A 15536-nucleotide genomic window follows, 5' to 3' on the forward strand; every position below is an offset into this window, starting at 1 on the left:
GTGGACAACGAGCCCCTCAGCCCTGATTCAGCCTGATTCACCATGGAAAAGCGCAGGTCAGCCGCTACCCACAAAGATCACCAGCAGCAGCCAGACCACCGGTGCCGTCGGCAGCAGCGAATCCAGCCGGTCCATGATGCCGCCGTGGCCCGGGAGCAGCGTCCCCATGTCCTTGATGCCGAGATCGCGCTTGATCATCGACTCGCCCAGGTCGCCGAGGGTGGCGCTGGCCGCGACCGCGAGCCCCAGCAGCAGCCCCTGCCACCAGGCTCCGCCGTCGATCAGGAACTCCATGCACAGCGCGCCCGCCGCCATCGCGAACACCACCGCTCCGAGCAGGCCCTCGCGGGTCTTGCCGGGGCTGATGCGCGGAGCGAGCCGGTGCTTGCCGAAGCGCCAGCCCACCGCGTACGCCCCGGTGTCGCTGACCACGGTCAGCACCAGGAAGGTGAGCACCCGCTCCGAGCCGTCGTCGGCCTTGAGCATCAGGGCCACGAAGGTCGCCAGGAACGGCACGTAGAACGCGGCGAAGACCCCGGCGGTGACATCCCGCAGATAGTCCTCGGGCGGCTCGGTCATCCGCCACACCAGGACGGCGAGGGCGGTGAGCGCCATGGCGACCCAGGCGCCCTCCGCGCCCCTGACGTACCCGGCCACGACCATCGCCGCGCCGCCGAGGGCGAGCGGCACCAGCGGCGCCTTGATCTGCTTGCGCTCCGCCAGCCGGGAGGTCAGCTCCCACAGGCCGACGACCACGGCGACCACGACCACCCCGACGAAGATCGACTTCACGGTGAAGAGCGAGGTCACGATGACGGCGCAGAGCCCGACTCCGACCCCTATGGCCGCCCGGAGGTCCCGGCCCGCGCTCTTCCGCTCCCGGACGGTCCGCTGGGACCGTCCGGCGCGGCCGGCCGGGCCCCTAGCCCGCCGGCGCTGCGGCTCGGGCGGCTGGTCCATGGGCTCCTGCGGAGACGGGTCGGGGAACGGGGGTCCGCTTCGCCGAGCGGCCCCCCGGTCGCGAGCGTTGCGGCTGTCGCGGCCATCACTGTCGTCGGCGTCTCTACCTGCGTCGGGAAAGTCCGGCACGATGGGCATGGGCCGAGTCTGCTGTGCCTCATGCCCATCGTAGGCGGGACCCGCCGAGGCGGGACCCTGGTCGGACGGTCGCAGGCCCCCGACATAGTCGGCCCTCGGCGGGGCCCCCCAGGAAGAGTCGTTCATCAGACTTCGAGCAGCTCGGCTTCCTTGTGCTTCAGCAGCTCGTCCACCTGCGCGACGTACTTCGCGGTGGTGTCGTCGAGCTCCTTCTCCGCACGGCGGCCCTCGTCCTCGCCGACCTCGCCGTCCTTGACGAGCTTGTCGATGGACTCCTTGGCCTTGCGGCGCACCGAGCGGATCGAGATCTTGGAGTCCTCGGCCTTGCTCTTGGCGACCTTGATGTAGTCGCGGCGGCGCTCCTCGGTCAGCTCGGGGAACGTCACTCGGATGATGTTGCCGTCGTTGCTCGGGTTGACACCGAGGTCGGAGTCGCGGATCGCCTGCTCGATGTTGCGCAGCGCGGTCTTGTCGAACGGGGTCACCACGGCCATCCGCGGCTCCGGCACCGAGAACGAGGCCAGCTGGTTGATCGGGGTCAGCGCACCGTAGTAGTCCGCCACGATCTTGTTGAACATCGCCGGGTGCGCACGTCCGGTGCGGATCGCGGCGAAGTCCTCCTTGGCGACGACGACGGCCTTCTCCATCTTCTCCTCGGCCTCGAGGAGGGTCTCTTCGATCACCACTTGCTCCTGCGTGTCTTGAGTAGGCTGTGGTCCCCCCGTACCAGAGGCCACGGGAAAACTGTCTGGGCCGGCGGAACTGTGTCGCGTCTTTCCTGCACGGTGTCCGACCGGCAGGACTTTGTCCATTCCCCGGACGGCCCTACCGGCCCGTCCCTGGAGTCCCGGGAAGTCAGGCCCGGGTGCCCTGGTCGCTCACCAGCGTGCCGATCTTCTCACCCTTGACGGCCCGCGCGATATTGCCCTCGGTGAGAAGTTCGAAGACCAGGATCGGCAGGGCGTTGTCGCGGCAGAGGGTGATCGCGGTGGCGTCGGCGACCCGGAGGTCCCGGGTGATCACCTCCGCGTACTCCAGCGCGTCGAACTTCACCGCGTCCGGGTTGGCCTTCGGGTCGGAGTCGTAGACCCCGTCGACACCGTTCTTGCCCATGAGCAGGGCCTCGGCGTCGATCTCCAGCGCGCGCTGGGCGGCTGTGGTGTCGGTGGAGAAGTAGGGCATGCCCATGCCGGCGCCGAAGATGACGACCCGGCCCTTCTCCAGATGGCGCACGGCCCGCAGCGGAATGTACGGCTCCGCGACCTGGCCCATGGTGATGGCGGTCTGGACCCGGGAGTCGATGCCCTCCTTCTCCAGGAAGTCCTGGAGCGCGAGGCAGTTCATCACGGTGCCGAGCATGCCCATGTAGTCGGAGCGGGCCCGGTCCATTCCGCGCACCTGAAGCTCGGCGCCGCGGAAGAAGTTGCCGCCCCCGATGACGATCGCGATCTGCGCACCGTCGCGGACGACCGCGGCGATCTCGCGGGCGATGGCGTGCACCACATCGGGGTCGACGCCGAGTCCCCCGCCGCCGGAGAACGCCTCACCCGACAGCTTCAGCATGAAGCGGCCGGCGCCCTTCTTCACGTCATGCTTCCCGTCGTGGTCGCTGTTGTCGCCGGCAGCCTGGTTGGCGTCCGCGCCCTTGTTCATGGAGATCTCCTCGTGCACATACGAAGAAGGCCATCGCCGTGGGTACTGATGTCCCTGTCGGCAATGGCCTCCTCGTCAGAACTGCGGTCGTCCGGCGCTTCAACGCCGCGGTGCCGCATGACACCCGCGGCCGTTGACAGCGTGGGAAACCCTAGCGGGCCCCCGGGCCGATCGCGTACTCGCCGTAACTCTCGCTCAGGCGCCGACGCGGATGCGCGCGAAGCGCGTCAGCGTGACACCGGCCTCGTCAAGAACCTTCTTGACGGACTTCTTGTTGTCCTTCGCGAACGGCTGGTCAAGGAGGGTGACCTCCTTGAAGAAGCCGTTGACGCGACCCTCGACGATCTTCGGGAGGGCGGCCTCGGGCTTGCCCTCCTCGCGCGAGGTGGCCTCGGCGACGCGACGCTCGTTCTCGACGACGTCGGCCGGGACCTCGTCACGGGTGAGGTACTTCGGGGCGAAGGCGGCGATGTGCTGCGCGACGTCCTTGGCGATCTCGGCGTTCTCCTTGTCCAGCTCGACCAGGACGCCGACCTGCGGCGGGAGGTCGGGCATGGTGCGGTGCATGTACACACCGACGTATCCACCGGAGAACTGGGCGAAGCGCTCCAGGACGATCTTCTCGCCCAGGTTGGCGTTGGCCTCGTCGACGTACGCCTGGACCGTCTTGCCGGCCTCGATCTCGGACGCGAGCAGCGCGTCGAGGTCGGCCGGGGAGGTCGCGGCGACGTGCTGGGCGAGCGTGTTGGCGACGGCCTGGAACTTGTCACCCTTGGCGACGAAGTCGGTCTCGCACTTCAGCTCCAGCAGCACGCCGGAGGTCTTGTCCTCGGAGATGAGGGAGACGACGGCGCCGTTCTCGGCACTGCGGCTCTCGCGCTTGGCCACGCCCTTCTGGCCCTTGACGCGGAGCACCTCAACGGCCTTGTCGACGTCGCCGTCGGCCTCGACCAGCGCCTTCTTGCAGTCCATCATGCCGGCGCCGGTCAGCTCGCGGAGCTTCTTGACGTCAGCGGCGGTGTAGTTCGCCATGTCCTTGAGTCTCTTCTCGAAAAGTCGAAATTCGAAGATCAGCCGCAGTTCGGAGGGTCTGACGGCGATCTACGGGTGAGCGGCGGGGGCCGGTGTCGCCACCGTCCCCCGCCGTTCACCTACCGAAGCTGTGCGACGCGGTCAGGCCTGCTCGGCGTCCGCGGCGGGCTTCTCGGCCTCGGCCTCGGCCGCGGGGGCCTCGGCGGCGGCCGGAGCCTCGGCGGCGTCGGCCTCGGGGGCCTCGGCGGCCGGGGCCTCGGCAGCGTCGGCGGGCTTCTCGTCAGCGGACTCGTCCGCCTTCTTCTCACCCTCGAGCAGGTCGCGCTCCCACTCGGCGAGGGGCTCGCCGGCGGCCTTCTCGCCCGGCTTGGAGTCACCGGTGGCGACGCCGGAACGGGCGATGAGGCCCTCGGCGACGGCGTCGGCGATCACGCGGGTGAGCAGGGTGACGGAGCGGATCGCGTCGTCGTTGCCCGGGATCTTGTAGTCGACCTCGTCGGGGTCGCAGTTGGTGTCGAGGATCGCGACGACCGGGATGTGGAGCTTGCGCGCCTCACCGACGGCGATGTGCTCCTTCTTGGTGTCCACGATCCAGACGGCGCTGGGCACCTTCTGCATCTCGCGGATACCGCCGAGGGTCTTCTCCAGCTTGGCCTTCTCGCGGGAGAGGACCAGCAGCTCCTTCTTGGTGAGGCCGGACGCGGCCACATCCTCGAAGTCGATCTGCTCAAGCTCCTTGAGGCGCTGCAGACGCTTGTAGACGGTGGAGAAGTTGGTCAGCATGCCACCCAGCCAGCGCTGGTTGACGTACGGCATGCCCACGCGGGTCGCCTGCTCGGCGATCGCCTCCTGGGCCTGCTTCTTGGTGCCGACGAACATGATCGAGCCGCCGTGGGCGACGGTCTCCTTGACGAACTCGTAGGCGCGGTCGATGTACGACAGCGACTGGAGCAGGTCGATGATGTAGATGCCGTTGCGCTCGGTGAAGATGAAGCGCTTCATCTTCGGGTTCCAGCGACGGGTCTGGTGACCGAAGTGGACGCCGCTTTCCAGCAGCTCCCGCATCGTGACGACGGCCATGGCCGTATCTCCTTGGATTCTCGGTTATGTCCTGACGCCCCGACGCGCCGTGCCACAGAGGACCGAGGAGCGCGGCCACCGGCCTGGAGAGGCTGAGTGGTGGCGGGGCGTGCGAAGTCGACCCGGTGACCCGGATCGCCAGAAGAAGTGTACGGGACGGGCGCGGTGCCGGGTGACGGCACTGTCCACAACCTGCCGGTTCTGCACAGATCGGGTCCATGATCCGCCCGCGTGGGGCCGGTCGCGGGACGGTCTGTGCCATGAGAAACGGACTCTCCCTTCTCCCGGCGCTGCTGTCGCTGCTCGCCCTGGCGGGGGTGGTGCCGGCGGTTTCCGGACAGCCACCGCCGGTGGAGGGCCCCGGCGGGGTGACCACCGCCGCGGCCCGCGAGGTCGGCGTTGGCCGGGGTGAATCGCCCCGGAGCTGGCCGGTGGGCCCGCCGCGCCCACGGGTGGTACGTGGCTGGGAACCGCCCTCGTCCCCGTACGGGCCCGGGCACCGGGGCGTGGATCTGGCGGCCCCGCCCGGCACGGTGGTGCGGGCCGCGGCGGCGGGGCGGATCGCCTTCGCGGGCCGGGTGGCGGGGCGCGGTGTGCTGACCATCACGCTCGGTGGCGCGTCCGGCGCGGGTGGGCGGGGCGGGCCGCTGCGGATCACCCTTGAGCCGGTCACCGCGGTGCCGGCGGTGGGCACGGAGGTGGCGGCGGGCGAGAAGGTGGGCCGGGTCCCGCCGGGCCCGTCGCACTGTGTCACGGGCTGTCTGCACTGGGGCCTCCTGCGCGGACGGGAGTATCTGGACCCGCTCTCGCTGCTGCCGCCGGAACTGCTGCGCCGCCCCCCGTCCAGGCTGCTGCCGGTGACGGGCACCGCGCCCCTGGCCGGCGACCGCCGGGCCCGGAGGGCGGGGGTCAGGCGAGGACACCCCGGAGCGCCATGGAGACGGCGGCGTCCGCGATGGTCCCGGGCTCCTCTGCGGCACCCAGCTCGATCCGCCGGACAGCCGCGTCCACCACGCCCTGGAGCAGCATCGCCGCCAGCCGGGGCTGTTCGTGCCCCAGGTCGGCCAGGGCCTCGACGATCATCGCGATCAGCCCGCCGTGCGCGGCGCGGATCTTCTCCCGCGCGCCCGCGTCCAGCTCACTCGCGGAGATGGCGACCACCGCGCGGTGCCGCCGGTCCCCGACGAGGTCGAGCTGGCTCCGCACATAGGCCTCGATCTTGCCGTCGGCGGTGCCGGCGCGCTCCATCGCGGCCTCGACCTCCGCCGCCCAGACGGGGAAGTCGACGGCGCAGAGCTCCTCGACCACCGCCGCCCGGGAGCGGAAGTACTCGTACACGGACGACCTGGCGAGACCCGTGCGCTCGGCGAGGGCGGGGAAGGTCAGGGCCTCCGTACCCCCCTCGGACAGCAGGGAGCGCGCGGCGTCGAGCAGGGCGTCGCGCTGCATGGTCCGGTGCTCGGCCACGGAGGCCGCTCGAATCCTGGGCACGTCTCCACTTTACGGATGCCGCGCAAGACCCGGCCATCCTTCCGTCTCAGCGGCCCACGTCGGCCAGCTTCGCCCGGAGCTGGAGGACGGACTTTGTGTGGATCTGACTCACCCTGCTCTCGGTGACGCCGAGCACATTGCCGATCTCCGCGAGGGTGAGGCCCTCGTAGTAGTAGAGGGTGACCACGGTCTTCTCCCGGTCGGGGAGGGTGTTGATGGCGCGGGCGAGCAGCCGGCGCAGCTCGCGGTCCTCGGCCACCTCGACCGGGTTGTCGGCCGCGGTGTCCTCCAGGGTGTCCATCAGGCTGAGCCGGTCGCCGCCCTCGCCCCCCACATGGAGCAGCTCCTCCAGCGCGACCACATTGGCCAGGGACAACTGGCTGAAGACGGCGTGGAGTTCCTCCACCGCGATACCCATCTCACCGGCGACCTCGCTCTCCGACGGGGTGCGTCTGAGCTGGGCCTCCAGCGTGGCGTAGGCGCGCTCCACGGCCCGCGCCTTCTGCCGGACGGAGCGGGGAATCCAGTCGAGGGCGCGCAGTTCGTCGATCATCGCCCCGCGGATGCGGGTGATGGCGTAGGTCTCGAACTTGATGGAGCGCTCGATGTCGAACTTCTCGATGGCGTCGATGAGTCCGAAGACCCCGGAGGAGACGAAGTCGGCCTGCTCGACATTGGACGGCAGGCCGACGCTCACCCGGCCGGCCACGTACTTCACCAGGGGTGAGTAGTGGAGGATCAGCTGCTCCCGCAGCCGCTCGTCCCCGGTGGCCTTGTACGACCGCCACAACTCCTCGACCGACGTGGGGGCGGGGGGACGCACGGTGCCACGGGCAGCGGGGGGCACCGCCGCGCGGTCAGACCCGGAGGTGTGCTGGGGCATGCGTTGCCTTGAGCCGTTCTGCCGTGAGGGGACTCGGGGAGGGTGAGCGGACGTGCTGCTGGGCCGGGGAGTGTGAGCGTAGCGTGACTATGTGGTCGCTGTGGGCGAAGAGTGGAGGAAACCCCCTCTCCAGGGCACCGGCGCGCGTCGGCGCCCACGGCCGGACCGGCCCGGCCGCGCTCCGGCCCCGGGGCGTCGCCGATGCTGTCGCGCCGGGGCGGTCTCCATACCTTTTCACCCGAATGCTCCAGGTCAAGACCCGCCTCGCCGGGCGTTCGAACGGTGAAGCGCTTGAAGGGTCAACCGCCAACTGTCGCCCTGCCGTTCGACGAAGCCCAGCGCGTGCAGCTCGTAGAGCCTGCCGAGCGCGTCGTCGGTGGTCGTTCCCGCGGCGCGGGCGAGGTGTGTGCCGTCGACGGCGCCTCGCGCGGGGAGCGCCTCCAGGACCCGGGCGGTGCGCGGGTCCAGCAGATCCCGGGGGAGCACCGGTCCCCTTCGGCGCGGGGCCAGCTCACCCATCTCCCCGATCAGTTCCACGACTTCGTCCGCGTCGGTGACCAGTACCGCCTCACCGCGCAGCAGTTCGTGCACTCCGGCCGAGAGACCGCTGGTGGCCGGGCCGGGGACGCCCATGGTGTGGCGGGAGAGCCGCCGCGCGTGGCGCGCGGTGACCAGGGAGCCGCTGCGGTACTCGGCCTCCACGACGACCGTGCCCCGGGTGAGGGCCGCGATCACCCGGTTGCGGAGCACGAATCTGCTGGGCGTGGGGTGGTCGCCCGGGGGCAATTCACCGACGATCAGCCCTTGTTCGGCGATCCGGGCGATCAACTCGGCGTGGCCCCGGGGATAGACGACATCGACCCCGCAGGCGAGCACGGCGACGGTGGCGCCGCCGGCCGAGAGCGCGCCCCGGTGCGCGGCGGCGTCGATCCCGAACGCGGCTCCCGACACCACCACCCAGCCGCGCTCGGCGAGCCCCGCGCCGAGGGTGGCCGCCATGTGAGCGCCGTAGGGGGTGCAGGCGCGGGCGCCGACGACGGCGACGGACCGCACCGCCCAGGTCCGCAGCCCGAACCGGCCCCGGGTCCACAGCCCGATGGGGCGGCCGTCCCCCAGGTCGTCGAGTTGACTGGGCCACTCGGGATCACCCGGGCAGATGAAGCGGCCTCCGGCGGCGGCGATGGCCGCCAGGTCCCGGTGGGGGTCGGCGGCGGCGGCCCTGGCGCGGTAGCCCGCGAGCCGGCGCTCGGTGGCGCCGGGGAGCAGGTCGGCCGCGGAACCGGGGGCGGAGAGCCGGTCCAGGAGCCCCCGGGCCCCGAACGCGCGCAGCCACCGCCCGCCGCGTTCGTCCCCCGGTTCGATCACCCGCGTCAGCACCACCCGGGCGAGCCGCTCCCCGTCCCCTGCTCCCGGCCCGCCCTCCGGGACCGCATCACGCCGCGGAGGCACGGCCCGGCCCGGCTGCCGGGCCCCGGGGCCGGAGCGTGCCGGAGCGGCGGCCCCGCCCCGGTTCTCGGCCCCAACCCGGCCGCCAGGCACACCCTGGCCCTCGGCTCCACTTCGCACCCCGGCCCCGCCCCGGTTCTCGGCCCCGCCCCGGCCGCCGGGCTCAGCCCGGCCCCCGGCGGGCTCCGGGGGCGTGACCGGGGTGCCGGGCCCGCCGGGGCCCGGGCCCCTCATGGGCCCTTCCTCTCGGGCGCCGGCAGCGGCGCCCCGCGGGCGACCCCGGTGCGCAGTTCGAGCGCCAGGCCGACATCGGCCGCCGCCGGGCGGTCGCGGCCCGAGAGATCCGCGAGGCTCCAGGCCACCCGGAGGACCCGGTCGAGACCGCGCGCGGTGAGCAGCCCGCGCTCCATGTCCCGCTCGGCGGCGGCGAGCGCCCCGGGAGCCACGGACCAGCGGGTGCGCAGCTCATGCCCGGGGACCTCGCTGTTGACGGTCCAGGGCGTGCCGCGCAGCCGGGCGGCGGCGCGCTCCCGCGCGGCGCGGACCCGATCGGCGACCGCCGCCGTCGGCTCGCCCCGGCCGCTCCCGGAGCCCCGGCCCAGCAGATCGGCGCGGTCGACGGGCTCCACCCGCACCCGCAGATCGACCCGGTCGAGCAGGGGCCCGGAGAGCCGCGCCTGATATCGGCGGATCACCGACGGCGGGCACTCACAGCCCCCGGTCCGCAGCCCATGCCTCCCGCAGGGGCAGGGATTGGCGGCCAGCACCAGCAGAAAGCGCGCCGGCAGCCGCACCACTCCCCCGCTGCGGGCCACCACCACATGCCCGGCCTCCAGCGGCTGCCGCAGGGCGTCCAGCGCCTTGCTCGTGAACTCGGGGCTCTCGTCCAGAAAGAGCACCCCGCGATGGGCCAGCGAGACCGCTCCGGGCCTCGGCAGACCGTTTCCCCCGCCGACCAGGGAGGGCATGGTGGCCGAGTGGTGCGGGGCGCAGTACGGCGGGGTGCGGACCAGGGGCTCACCGGGCGGCAGGATGCCCGCCACCGAGTGGACGGCGGTGACCTCCAGCGACTCCTGCCGGGTGAGCGCCGGCAGCACCCCGGGCAGCCGCTCGGCCAGCATGGTCTTGCCGGCTCCCGGCGGCCCGTGGAGCATCAGATGGTGGCCGCCGGCCGCCGCGACCTCCAGGGCCCTGCGGGCCATGTGCTGACCCGCGACATCGGCGAGGTCGGGACCGTCGGCCGGGGTGGCCGCAAGGCCGGTGCCGACCCCCGCGCCCGGGACCAGCAGCCCCGCGAGCATGGGGTCCGGGCTGCCCTCGGGCACCGGTTCCTCCTGCGGGACCGGCTCGTCGGAGAGGACCGCGATGAGCTGCCGCAGGCTCCGCACCCCCAGCACCGAGATCCCGGGCACCAGCGCGGCCTCCCCCGCCGTCTGTTCGGGCACGACGACCTGGCGGTACCCCGCCTCGGCCGCCGCGAGCACGGCGGGCAGCACCCCGCGCACCGGCCGCACCCGGCCGTCGAGTCCCAGCTCCCCGATCAGCACCAGATCGGCGATCGCCGCGGGATCGAGGCGTTCGGAGGCGGCGAGGACCGCGCTGGCCACCGCGAGATCGAAGCCGCTGCCGCTCTTGGGCACGGACGCGGGGCTGAGTCCCACGGTGAGCTTCCGCTGGGGCCACTCCGCCCCGGAGTTGACGACCGCCGCTCTGACGCGGTCACGGCTCTCCACCAGGCTCTTGTCCGGCAGTCCGATGAGCGCGAACGCGGCCACCCCGCGCTCCAGATCGGCCTGGACCTCCACCACCACGCCCTCGACGCCCACCAGCGCCACCGAGCACGTACGCGCGAACCCCATCACGCCACCCCCCGGGCGTGCTCCAGGCGCGCGGCACCGCGCCGGGGCAGCACCACGCCGACGAGGTCGATCCGGACCCCGGCGGGCGGCGGATCGCCGTGACGCTCCAGCCAGCAGGCGGCGAGCCGTCTCAGCCGCTCGGCCTTGGCGGGGGTGACCGCCGCCATCGGCTGCCCGAAGGGACCCGGTCTGCGGGTCTTGACCTCGCAGACCACCACCGTGTCGCCGTCCCGGGCGACGATGTCGATCTCACCCGCCCGCCCGCACCGCCAGTTCCTCGCGAGAACCGTCATCCCGGCCTCGGTCAGCAGCCGCGCCGCCAACTCCTCGCCGTACCGCCCCAGTGCCCCCGTCGCGTTCATCCCGGCACCACCTCCGGGACCGACTGTGCCGCGCGGGAGTCTCAGCCGTGGATCTTGGTGGACAACCCGGCGCCTGTGGACAACTCAGCCACCCGGAAGTTCGAGATCGCTCTTGTTCAGCTCCTCGATGTTCACATCCTTGAAGGTGAGCACCCGTACCTGCTTGACGAATCTGGCCGGCCGGTACATGTCCCAGACCCATGCGTCCGCCATCGAGACCTCGAAGAAGACCTCACCCTGTACCGAGTGGACCTGCATTTCGTAGTCATTGGTGAGATAGAAGCGGCGCTCGGTCTCGATCACGTATTTGAACAGCCCGACGACATCTCGATACTCCCGGTAGAGCTTCAGCTCCATCTCGGTCTCGTACTTCTCGAGGTCCTCGGCGCTCATGGCATGTTCCCCTTCAGCCGTGCGTCCCCCAATGATGCGCCCGGCGCTCCCGCCCCTAGACGATTTCCGGAGCGAGGACGACAGGCGTGCTCGGAGGGCCCTCGTCGAGCAGCGTGCGCAGCAGCCCGGCGAGCTTGGTCGGGTACACCGTCTCACGCGCTGACGACAGTTCGGCGGAAGTCCACCACCTCAGCCCCGTGACGCTGCGCCGCTCCAGCTCCGTCAGACCGCCCGGGGCGGTAACAGTCTGCGCCGTACGTCCGAGGAAGTACCACTCGTCCTGATTCCAGCGGCGTCCGTCGAAGGGAAAGGAGCAGGTACGCAGCCACAGCACCGGTCCGAGGTCCACCTCGGTGATCCCGGTCTCCTCGGCCAGCTCCCGCAGCGCGGCCTCCTCGCGGGTCTCGGTGCCCTCCACACCGCCCCCGGGGGTGAACCACCAGTTGTCGGAGGGGTCGCCCGGCTCGAAACCGTGCATCAGCAGAACGCGGTCCCGCGGATCGAGCAGCACGACCCGCGCGACCCGGCGCAGCGCGCCGTCGAAGGCCGGCTCACCGGACACCGGCCGCCGCCCTCCCGGCCCGCCCGCGGGCAGCCCGCCGCGCGACCGGCCCGTACAGCGCTCCGCCGACGATCAGCACCGCTCCCGCGATCACCGAGGAGAGGACCAGCCGCACCGGCCCGGGTTCGGAGATCCCGCCGGGCAGTTCCGCGAAGCCCTCCGGCCGTTCGATCACTCCTCTGCCGAGCGGCCAGGCCACGGCGTCGAGCCGTCCGGTCACCGCCGACCTGGGCACGGACCCCTGCCCGGGGTCCGCCAGACGGGTGCGGGAGTCCAGCGACCCCATCCGTTCGTCGCCGAGCAGAAAGAGATGCCCGTCCGGGACCTCGGCGGTGAATCCGTCCGGGGAGGCGGGCCCGGACCCGGCGCGGTACGGCTCCTCGACGGCCCGGCCGTTGACGGTCAGCCTGCCGTCGTCGCCGCAGCAGGCGACCTCGTCACCGCCGATCCCGACCACGCGCTTCACCATCGGGCTGCCGCCCCAGGAGGCGTCCCGGAAGACCACCACATCGCCGCGGCGCACCCGGTCGCCGTCGATCCGCTGGGCCAGCACCCGGTCGCCCGCCGCCACGGTCGGCGTCATGGAATCGGTCGGCACCGTGTACGGCTGGTAGACCACCGCGCCCCAGACGAAGCCACCGAGGAAGAGCACAGAACCGGCGGCCACGGCCAGACCCGACAGCGTACTGCCGAGCCGGCCGCGGCCGCCGTCCTCGCGTTCCGAACCCATCGCGCGCGCTCCCCACCCTCGCAGACGCGGCCCCGCGGCGGCGGCCCCGGCGATCCGCGCTCTGGGACGGCACCCTACCGGGCGGTATCCCCGGCGGTCAGCCTCTTCCGGCGCCAGAGCACGAGCGGCAGCGCGCCCAGGGTGCCCATCGCCAGCGGGGCGGACGAGACGGCGACGGACGCCGCCGCGTTGAGCCCGGGCTGGTCGAAGGTGGAGGGGACCGGGAGCGTCGACCAGCGGTCGATCGGCCAGGCCACCACGAAGGCGCGCCCGACGACCTCGTCGACCGGCACGAAGCCGTCGTTCACATCCTCCATGTGGTAGCGGGAGTCCCGGGAGTTCTGCCGGTGGTCGCCCATGACCCAGATCCGGTCGTCCGGCACCTTGAACGGGCCGAAGGGCTGGTCGTCGCAGGGGGTGTCGCCGGGGAAGATGTACGACTCGTCCAGCGCCTTGCCGTTGACCTTGACCGGGCCGCCCTTGCGGCACTCCACGGTGTCGCCCCCGACCGCGATCGTCCGCTTGATCAGGTCCTTCTCCTCGGCCGACGGCATCAGACCGATGAAGCTCAGAAACTTCTGGAGGGCGTTGGGATCGGGGGTGGGCTCGCCATCGAGCCAGCCGCCCGGGTCGTGGAAGACCACGACCTCGCCGCGCTCCGGCTCGGAGCCGAACCACGGGGTGAGCTTGTCCACCAGCACCCGGTCACCGCGCTGCAGGGTGTTCTGCATCGAGTCCGAGGGAATCGAGAACGCCTGCACCAGGAATGTCTTGATCAGCAGCGCCAGCACCAGCGCGATACCGATCAGCAGCGGCAGTTCCTTCCAGAACGACCGCTGGGCCGGCCGTCCGCGACGGCCGCCGCCGGGGCCGTCGTCGTCCGGGCCGCCGTCTGCCGGGGGCGGCCCCGACGGATCGTCGCCCGCCACGGGCGCCGGTGACTGCGCGGGCTCCCCCGGCCTGTCCTCCGGCTGTTCGTGTCCGGACCGTGCGCCGACCGCCACGTCCCCCACATCCACTCCTCACTCCGTGCGAACCGCCTGCCCCGAATGAGAAGCAGGCCCACTACTCCCATAACGAGCGGGAGTTCCGCAGGGATCGGGAGCAGGACCATTCCGTTTCGATCCTCGGAAGACACACTATTCGACACCCGCTCCGTTCCGCTCGGCGCGGCGGCCGTCGCGGCCCCCGCTTCCGGGACGGATGCGAAGGTCTCGGACGCCCCCAGCCCGCTCCAGTGGCCGATCGGCCAGGCGATGACGAAGGCCCGGCCCACCACCTCGTCCTCGGAGACCGTGCCCCGGTGCTTCCCGTCGAGGTGGAACCGGGAGTCGGCCGAATTGGACCGGTGGTCCCCCATCACGAAGAGCCGCCCCTCGGGGACCTCGACCTCGAACGTCAGCGACGACGGGTCGTTCCCCGGCTTCAGATACGGCTCGGTCAGCGGCACTCCGTTGACGGTGACCCGGCCGTCCTCCGCGCAGCACCTCACGGTGTCGCCGCCGACCGCGATCACCCGCTTGATCAGGTCCTGCCGGTCGTCGGACGGCAGCAGGCCGATCTGGGTCAGCCCCTGCCTGAGCTGGGCCAGAACCACTGGGTCCGCGCGCTCGGGAGCGCTGTCCTCCGCCTGGAGCCACCCCCCGGGGTCCTTGAAGACCACCACGTCACCGCGCTCGGGCTCCGAGCCGAACCAGGGGGTGAGCTTGTCCACCAGCACCCGGTCGTCGATCCGGATCGTGGGCTCCATCGAGCCCGAGGGGATGACGAATGCCTGGACCAGGAAGGTCTTCAGCACCAGCGCGATCACCAGCGCCGCCCCGATGAGCAGCGGGATCTCCCGCACGGCCGACCGGCGGCGCCTGCGGGACACCTTCCGGGCGAGTCTGCGGCGCTCGGCCCGGCCGGGCAGGGGCCTGGAGCCGTCCATGGCGTCCGTGGCGCACGCGCCCGGCGTGCCGTCGGCGGAGCCGGTGCGGGCCGGCGGCCGGGGGCCGGCCCGGTGGCTCCCGGGGCGCCCCCGGCTACCCATGGCCCCCACCGGGACCCGGCGGGGCACCGGTGCGTCCGGCGGCCCCCGGGTGTCCCCCGGAGGGCGCGTCCGGGACGCGCGCGAAGGCGTCGGTACGGTCCAGGGAGGCCCAGCGCCCCATCGGCCAGCCGATCCACTCCGCCCGCCCGACGACCCTCTCCACGGGCACCATCCCGCCGCCGGGGGACCCCAGGTGGTCGCGGGAGTCCCGGGAGTTGCCGCGGTGGTCCCCGAGGACCCAGAGCCGCTCCCCGGGGACGACGATGTCGAAGGCGACCTCGGACGGGGCGTCCCCGGGGTGCAGATACCCCTCGTCGAGCGAGGTGCCGTTCACCTGGAGCCGGCCCGCGCTGTCGCAGCAGACGACCCGGTCGCCGCCCACGCCCACCACGCGCTTGACGAAGTCGGTCTCGGCGGGCTCGGCGAGACCGAGGGCCGCCAGCACCCCCTGGGCCGCGGCACCCACCGGGTTCTCCTCCACCGGGCCCCGGACGAAGGAGCCCCGGCCGTCGAAGACGATCAGGTCCCCGCGCTCGGGGGCCGTGCCGAAGCGGTACGCGAGCTTGTTCACCAGCACCCGGTCGCCGACCCGGATCGTGGGCTCCATGGAGGAGCTGGGGATCTGGAAGGGCTGCACCACGAACCGGCTGAAGAGCAGGACTCCGGCGGTGACGGCGACGGCCTGGAGCAGCACCCTGCGCCAGGAGCCGCGCGACGGCCCGCCCCGGCCCGGGAGCAGCCGTGAACGCACAGAGCGCGACCGCTCGCCCTCGTCCCCACTGCCGGGGGCCGAGGAGGGGTCGCGCTCTGTGTTCTTCGCTGCGGTGTCCATACAGGGGCGAAGCCTATCCGGCCGCGCCCCGGACCCGGAGGTGGTGTGAGCCGGGGCCCACACCACTCCGCGCGCTGTGAGCC

General features: G+C 72.2%; 15 protein-coding genes and 2 pseudogenes. 1 reads left to right on the plus strand and 16 read right to left on the minus strand.

The genetic code is table 11. The annotated features are described in order from the left end of the window. Positions 1-57: 57 nt before the first annotated feature. The 5 genes from ABT122_RS06650 to rpsB all read right to left on the minus strand — a co-directional run bounded on the left by ABT122_RS06650 (position 58) and on the right by rpsB (position 4863). Positions 58-1224, minus strand: coding sequence for a phosphatidate cytidylyltransferase (locus ABT122_RS06650; protein WP_351546376.1), 1167 nt, complete (start codon positions 1222-1224; stop codon positions 58-60). Continuing rightward, the gene (gene frr, locus ABT122_RS06655) at positions 1224-1781 is read right to left on the minus strand and encodes a ribosome recycling factor (protein ID WP_351546379.1); all 558 of its coding nucleotides are present in this window, start codon (positions 1779-1781) and stop codon (positions 1224-1226) included. The genes ABT122_RS06650 and frr overlap by 1 nt, the downstream gene beginning before the upstream one ends. Positions 1782-1953: 172 nt before the next feature. After that, positions 1954-2751: a UMP kinase gene (gene pyrH / locus ABT122_RS06660; RefSeq protein WP_351546382.1), complete on the minus strand. Its 798-nt coding sequence runs from the start codon at positions 2749-2751 to the stop codon at positions 1954-1956. A gap of 195 nt (positions 2752-2946) precedes the next feature. Then, positions 2947-3783, minus strand: coding sequence for a translation elongation factor Ts (gene tsf / locus ABT122_RS06665; protein ID WP_351546385.1), 837 nt, complete (start codon positions 3781-3783; stop codon positions 2947-2949). 141 nt (positions 3784-3924) lie between these two features. Further along, the gene (rpsB, locus tag ABT122_RS06670) at positions 3925-4863 is read right to left on the minus strand and encodes a 30S ribosomal protein S2 (protein WP_351546386.1); all 939 of its coding nucleotides are present in this window, start codon (positions 4861-4863) and stop codon (positions 3925-3927) included. 260 nt (positions 4864-5123) lie between these two features. Here rpsB and ABT122_RS06675 point away from each other — a divergent pair. Further along, positions 5124-5606, plus strand: a pseudogene (locus ABT122_RS06675) (M23 family metallopeptidase); the annotation flags it as partial. A gap of 166 nt (positions 5607-5772) precedes the next feature. On the opposite strand, the gene ABT122_RS06680 reads toward ABT122_RS06675, so the two are convergent. From ABT122_RS06680 to lepB (ABT122_RS06730), 11 genes and pseudogenes are all read right to left on the minus strand, one after another. Then, the gene (locus ABT122_RS06680) at positions 5773-6330 is read right to left on the minus strand and encodes a TetR/AcrR family transcriptional regulator (RefSeq protein WP_351546538.1); all 558 of its coding nucleotides are present in this window, start codon (positions 6328-6330) and stop codon (positions 5773-5775) included. Between the two features lie 70 nt (positions 6331-6400). Beyond that, the gene (gene whiG / locus ABT122_RS06685) at positions 6401-7237 is read right to left on the minus strand and encodes an RNA polymerase sigma factor WhiG (protein WP_351546388.1); all 837 of its coding nucleotides are present in this window, start codon (positions 7235-7237) and stop codon (positions 6401-6403) included. 252 nt (positions 7238-7489) lie between these two features. Beyond that, positions 7490-8617, minus strand: coding sequence for a DNA-processing protein DprA (gene dprA, locus ABT122_RS06690; RefSeq protein ID WP_451069326.1), 1128 nt, complete (start codon positions 8615-8617; stop codon positions 7490-7492). Positions 8618-8913: 296 nt separating this feature from the next. Then, positions 8914-10542, minus strand: a complete 1629-nt coding sequence (locus ABT122_RS06695) for a YifB family Mg chelatase-like AAA ATPase (RefSeq protein WP_351546394.1) — start codon at positions 10540-10542, stop codon at positions 8914-8916. Further along, positions 10542-10904 carry a YraN family protein gene (locus tag ABT122_RS06700; RefSeq protein ID WP_351546397.1) on the minus strand — a complete coding sequence of 121 codons (363 nt, stop codon included), beginning with the start codon at positions 10902-10904 and terminating at the stop codon, positions 10542-10544. Before ABT122_RS06700 ends, ABT122_RS06695 begins: the two co-directional genes overlap by 1 nt. A gap of 84 nt (positions 10905-10988) precedes the next feature. Continuing rightward, entirely contained in the window at positions 10989-11297 is a 309-nt protein-coding gene (locus ABT122_RS06705) for a DUF2469 domain-containing protein (protein WP_003965949.1), read from the minus strand. 55 nt (positions 11298-11352) lie between these two features. Continuing rightward, positions 11353-11859 carry an NUDIX hydrolase gene (locus ABT122_RS06710; RefSeq protein WP_351546400.1) on the minus strand — a complete coding sequence of 169 codons (507 nt, stop codon included), beginning with the start codon at positions 11857-11859 and terminating at the stop codon, positions 11353-11355. Beyond that, the gene (gene lepB / locus ABT122_RS06715) at positions 11849-12589 is read right to left on the minus strand and encodes a signal peptidase I (protein ID WP_351546403.1); all 741 of its coding nucleotides are present in this window, start codon (positions 12587-12589) and stop codon (positions 11849-11851) included. Before lepB (ABT122_RS06715) ends, ABT122_RS06710 begins: the two co-directional genes overlap by 11 nt. Before the next feature lie 74 nt (positions 12590-12663). Beyond that, the gene (gene lepB / locus ABT122_RS06720; protein WP_351546406.1) at positions 12664-13593 is read right to left on the minus strand and encodes a signal peptidase I; all 930 of its coding nucleotides are present in this window, start codon (positions 13591-13593) and stop codon (positions 12664-12666) included. Next, positions 13511-14621: pseudogene (gene lepB / locus ABT122_RS06725) on the minus strand (signal peptidase I); the annotation flags it as partial. The gene lepB (ABT122_RS06720) and the pseudogene lepB (ABT122_RS06725), both read right to left, overlap by 83 nt. After that, positions 14614-15453 carry a signal peptidase I gene (gene lepB, locus ABT122_RS06730; protein ID WP_351546409.1) on the minus strand — a complete coding sequence of 280 codons (840 nt, stop codon included), beginning with the start codon at positions 15451-15453 and terminating at the stop codon, positions 14614-14616. The gene lepB (ABT122_RS06730) and the pseudogene lepB (ABT122_RS06725), both read right to left, overlap by 8 nt. Positions 15454-15536 lie beyond the last annotated feature (83 nt).

It is taken from the genome of Streptomyces sp. NPDC001985, from assembly GCF_040296845.1.
Taxonomy (GTDB): domain Bacteria; phylum Actinomycetota; class Actinomycetes; order Streptomycetales; family Streptomycetaceae; genus Streptomyces.